Origin of the sequence: Bradyrhizobium sp. Mp27 (genome assembly GCF_029953005.1) — a bacterium.
Classification (GTDB): Bacteria; Pseudomonadota; Alphaproteobacteria; order Rhizobiales; family Xanthobacteraceae; genus Bradyrhizobium; species Bradyrhizobium barranii.
Genome location: NZ_JASAUS010000293.1, coordinates 1 through 5,255, shown reverse-complemented (window position 1 = coordinate 5,255; position 5,255 = coordinate 1). Strand labels below are relative to the sequence as shown.

At 59.5% G+C, this 5,255-nt stretch carries 4 protein-coding genes; 2 read left to right on the top strand and 2 right to left on the bottom strand.

The window, feature by feature from the left end; translation table 11 throughout:
- Positions 1–520: 520 nt before the first annotated feature.
- A complete protein-coding gene (locus tag QJT78_RS48150) occupies positions 521–952 on the bottom strand; it encodes a pyridoxamine 5'-phosphate oxidase family protein (protein WP_038953432.1) in 432 nt (143 codons plus the stop codon).
- Positions 953–1,166: 214 nt separating this feature from the next.
- A complete protein-coding gene (locus QJT78_RS48145) occupies positions 1,167–1,388 on the bottom strand; it encodes a hypothetical protein (protein WP_157790260.1) in 222 nt (73 codons plus the stop codon).
- A 784-nt stretch (positions 1,389–2,172) separates the two neighbouring features.
- On the opposite strand from QJT78_RS48145, the gene QJT78_RS48140 reads away from it, so the two are divergent.
- On the top strand, positions 2,173–2,376 hold the full coding sequence (locus QJT78_RS48140; RefSeq protein ID WP_028153853.1) for a hypothetical protein: 204 nt from the start codon (positions 2,173–2,175) through the stop codon (positions 2,374–2,376).
- Positions 2,377–3,208: 832 nt separating this feature from the next.
- Positions 3,209–4,252, top strand: coding sequence for an AI-2E family transporter (locus tag QJT78_RS48135; protein WP_063629903.1), 1,044 nt, complete (start codon positions 3,209–3,211; stop codon positions 4,250–4,252).
- Positions 4,253–5,255: the final 1,003 nt, after the last annotated feature.

Genomic DNA, 5,255 nt, shown 5'->3' with positions numbered 1-5,255 from the left:
CGGCGGCTCTTCTTCGTCATCTTCGCTCCTGATTCGCAGCAAGAATCCTCGCCGCTGTCAGGCAGAAAATCCACTCAAGCTACTGTCCGAATTTGCGGGGCCAGCTCTGACCCTCGATTTCCTACCGCTACAGCCTCGCGAGCCCTGCTGGCGCCGTTACAATGCAAGCCCGCGGCGACATCTGGGCTCCCGCTCCCGCGTGCGGAATCTTTACCGTCGTTTAAAAGGGTCGTGAATTCGTAGAGAAGAACGACTGCACCGAGAGAGCGCCGCCAAGGATTGACGCCACGGACGATTTCATCCACCGTCCAGAGAACGAGGCCACCGTTGACCGCGATCGTCAGGGCCAAGTTTGCTTTGCCTGCTGATGGCCATACCCAGAGCAAAAGGCCGGCCACGATCACAATCCACAGAATGAGATTGGGTGACTGTACAATCGTGATAGCGCCGGTCTTGCGATTGCGGAAAAATCATCGAAAGAGCTGGCCCCACTAGGGTTTCGCCCCGGTTGAATCTTCAGTCAGAGTCCAACCTCACCTTCTTCGCGACCTTTCCAATAGGTCGCGCGGTTGGCTTTGACCTTGATCAGGACAATGCCTGGCGTATCCACGCCATTTTCGAACCATTTGTCGAGATCACTTGTCCAGTGCTGATGAAAGACGGCCTTGTCGCGGATCAGTTCGGCAGTCCCTTCGACGGCCACATAGATCCCTTCGGCGAATAGACCGGCCTCGGATGAGAATCCGAGCGCGACATTAGGATTCCGTTGGATGTCAGAAACTGTCCGCGTCTTTTCGTAAGTGAAGTAATAAGACGTGCCGTCGTAAGCCACGTCGCCGTTGTTACTCATGGGTCGATTGGCGATCTCACCGTTTTCTGTGTGGGTCGAAAGAATGGCGATGTCGATGCCGGCCATTTCCTTCGCGATTTCAGCGAGCGATTTCTTGGACATCTTTCCTTACTCCATTGGCCGGGGAGCAACTGCGGGGTTCAACCCATGTTCCCTTGAGGTCCGCAACTGGTTAGCCGTGGGAGCGACGACAAGCGATTGCCGCTCATTGCTCTCGGACGCCGGCCGATGGCAAATGGGATGCATCTACCTCGACCACGCATTGCGTCCTCCGAGGTGGCCTAGGAACCCTGGGAAGGAGCAAGCGTTCGGCTCACTATGGCCGACACCCCTTTCTCATCTTGTTGAACATTCCGTCCAGATCGCTTGGGAGTTCCTCGAGCGCTCGGGCGACCTCGGCGACGCTGCCGAAGCCAGCCAATTTCTCTCCCATAAGATCGAGCAAATGGTCCGGAACGGTGAACGTAGCAGGTTGCTGCTCTCGAACCGGGCGATCGATGCTTACCGGCGGCAATTCGGCGTCCTCGACGCCTAGCACGCATAACTCTAGGAACCAAACCTCGAGAGCCCGCATGGTCGTTAAAGGTGTCGCGACATGAAGCTCTCTCGTGTGCCTTGGCCTTGGCGATTATCCTTCCCTGCGCTGCTTTCGCTCAAGGTGGCGGTGGTGGAGGCAGTGGCGGTGGGTCCGCGGGCGGAGGAGCCGGCGGCGCAGCCTTGTCCGGGGCGGGCGGTACAGGGACATCCTCACCTTCAGCTACAAACGCTGCTGGCACTGCAGGGTCTGGCCCAGCAAATCCCGCCGGAACCGTTGGCGCTCCCGGCAACTCCACCGTCGGCAATGCCCCCGCAACGGCTCAGCCCGGCGTCAATCACGAACCGGGGCAAAGGATCGACACCGAAAGCGAAGCCCGGACGCGCGGCACCAATGCGGCCGGCACCGCTGCTTCCTCGGGCTCTTCGGCCGCGGCTGCGCAGACCGCGCCTGCCGGAGGGATCGGAAGGCCTGCGACCACCAACCAGCAGGATAGCGACGCCAAGATCGATGAGCAACACGGACAGGATGGTGGGGTCGATCTGCAAAAACTGCAAATGAGCATCGTGTTGATCCTCATGTTGGGGCCTTTTTTGATGGAGCCGATTTCCGCTAGTGGAAAACGCCCCGGATCGCATAGGCAATACCCGCGGGCGGCGGAGCAAATCGGTACGATTAGACCCGAGAAGGATCTGTGGGACCCGACCGACCGCGCCCTCGAGAAGATCAGAAGCATCTGCCGGGACTGTTAGCCGCTCGAGTGTGATGCGCTTGGAGAACCCGCCGGATGAAAGCAATCGTGTATCAACATGAGCTCGCCGCCGAACTCGAGAAGCGGTCTGGCGTAACCGGCCTCAAGCTGATCCGCGTAAAGGGTTACAGCCCCAGTTGGCAACTTGGCGGTATCCCGCAGAAGCCTCTGGAGGAATCCGCCGAAGCGGCTTTGGGTGAGGAAGTGCGGAAGTTGCAGACAGAGTTTGACATGGCCTAGCTGGCGCTCGCCCATCAAGGCTTCGCTTTTCGGCAACCTCTAAAGGAAGCGGCACCGGCGGACGGATTGATTTCTCCGACAGGCGGAAGTGACTTTAGACTTATTCCGGCGCCCCACCCGACCCGTAGATTTTCCGCTGACACCTGCCGAAGCGTCCAGCCTTCGGCTCGCAGCCGATGCGCGCCCCTTCCCCGGAAAAGAGTGACCGGACTTTATCAAGCATCGACTGCGGATCTCATCTCTCAAAGCGTCAAGCGGTTGGACAAAGGCTCGCCGAGTTGAGGGCACGGTGCTGGCGAGTAGGGTCCGATGCAGGTGAGCGCTCACAAGGCCTCCCCTTTTTCAACGTTACGCTGAAGGCGGTGACGATCCGAAACAAGGATGGGGCGAACAAACCCTTGCCCGCTCTGCAGCATCACCTTAGCATGGCGCAGGAACTCGACAGAAACCGAATGTAAAAAGTAAATCGGCTTACCTAGATGCCGGCATACGGGGCAGCCCACGTGGGCAGCCCCGCCTTGTTAAGGCGGCGCCCGCCTGTTGCGTGAACAATGGTCTTTTACTGCCGTAAGAGCGATGAGAGGCCCCGTACATTGGATGGAACCTTGATCAAGCCTCGGATGTTTTCTGACGAGCGGTGCCTCCTTCACGGCAAGATTAGCGACCCCGGTAGGATCGACGAGCGCCGGACCGCCAAGCGAGGTAGCAAGTGGGTCGCCCGAACACGGTTAGCAAACGGATAGCAAAGCCCGGCACATCGACAGCTTCGGATCGCGACACATCTCGCAACCCGGTGCAGCAAAAGCCGCTCCCACTTGGTTCGGGCGCGCGCATGAACGCCCGGGTGGTCTTTGCCGTAGCTGTGGTAGCGCTCTCCCTGTGGACAGCGCGGGGATTCCTGCCACCTTTGATCTGGGCGACCATTCTCGCCGTCACCTTGTGGCCTCTCTACATCAAGTTCGCTGCACGGCTCACCTCGGGCCCAACAAGGCTGGCAGCCGTCGCCTTTACGGCGATCGTCGCGCTCATCCTGTTTACGCCCATGGCGCTTGCCATCTACCAGGTGGCCGAGCAAAGCGGTGACATCGCGAACTGGCTGAAGAAGGCCAGGGAGAGCGGAATCGAAGTGCCCGACTGGATCGCTCGCCTGCCGGTCGTAGCAGAAATCGTGCAGCAATGGTGGCGCGATAATCTGTCGGATCCGAAAGCCGCGACTGCTTGGCTCAAGACCATCAATGCGGATGATGCGTCTGGTCTATTCAACACTTTCGGCGGTCAGCTGATGCGTCGCCTGTTCATGCTCTTCTTCTCTCTGTTTGCCTTGTTCGTGCTGCTCAGCAATGGCCGCTCGGTCGCTAACCGTACGATCGAGACGTGCGATCGCATCCTGGGGCACCCCGGCGAGGGCGTGGTGCAAAAGATCGTGGATTCGATCCGAGGGACGGTGAACGGTACCGTGATCGTCGCTATCGGCGAAGGCTTGTTGATCGGTGTCGGATACCTTGCTGCAGGCGTACCAAATGCCGTGATGTTTACCATCATAACCACGGCTTTTGCGATGCTCCCATTCGGTGCTTGGGCAGTGTTCACGGCCGCCGCCGCGACGCTTTTGTCCGGCGGTGGCAGCGGGATCGCGGCCGCAGGCGTCTTTTTCTGGGGCGCGACCGTCATGCTTGCAGGGGATCACTTTGTGTGGCCAACTCTGGTCGGGGGCGCGGCTCGGCTCCCTTTCCTCTTTGCGTTCGTCGGAATTTTCGGGGGGCTGGCTGCGTTCGGCCTACTCGGTTTGTTTTTAGGACCAGTCATCATGGCCGTACTATTGACGGTTTGGCGAGAGTGGATTTTTCGTCCTGAAGAGCGAAGCAGGTCTGACTGACTGCGCTGACGTGCGGGCCCCGAAGTGCTTTCGCTTAAGGCTTACAGCGAGCGCTATTTCCGGCGAAATCTCTAATACGTCGCAGACTACCGCCTCCGCCTTAGCGCTTCGCACCGATTCCTATTTCCTGAGTTTCCCGTTCAAGACGTCCCGCTCTCCAAAGTCTTTCCAGCGCGCTGTCTCGTGAGCTTCACCGCCGCAGACACGCTGAATCTGTCCGGCCGTCTGCCAAGCGGATCCGACGATCATCGCCAATTTGTCGTCGAGCGAGCGCCTCATTAAGTGATATCCTACGAGGCGTTCGCGCGAGCACGCTGCCGCGCCTCTCGGCGTGGTCCCAGGCGTTGACGTCGGCGCAAGGCCCTCTCGGCGAGCTGCGGCATAGGCTGCACCGGGGCGGGAGCGCCGTCGCGGATGCCACGGCTAGAACGAGGGGTCTATGCACCAAGCTCGTACTTGGATTTTTACGGGTGCTACTGGCCGCAGCCTAGTGATGTCAGCCCTGTTCTTAGCTGCTCGTTAAGCAAACACGAGCAGTCTCGGTTTCGGGATGGCCGTTGGGACGTACGCAGCCTTGTGCTTGGGGTTGAAGGCCGCCTGCTCAGCCAGCCCCAGGCGGGCCTTCCCTCGTTCGAGGTTAAGCAAGCAGCCCATTTGCGAAATAGATCATATTGCAGGCTGAAAACGCTTCAGTAAGATCATCTCACCCGGGGCTGGCTCCATACTTCGCTTAGATCTTTTTACCCGGCATTTTGTGACACGGTGCGGGCCGCAGCGAGAAAAACGCTGCGGCCTTCGTTATTCTAGCGCCTTAAACGTCGACGATGCGTCATCTGCCGCCGCCGATCGCGCGCGCCTCCTGCCCAATCGGGCCCGGCGGTTCAATTGCCCCTTTCCGTCCATCCCCTTTCTGGGCCCTTCGGTCGGCTGCGGGCAGCGTTCAGTCTCTCGGCCTCTGCTTCAGCAGTGGAGTGCGACAAGCCAGACAGAGGCTTCCCGCCTT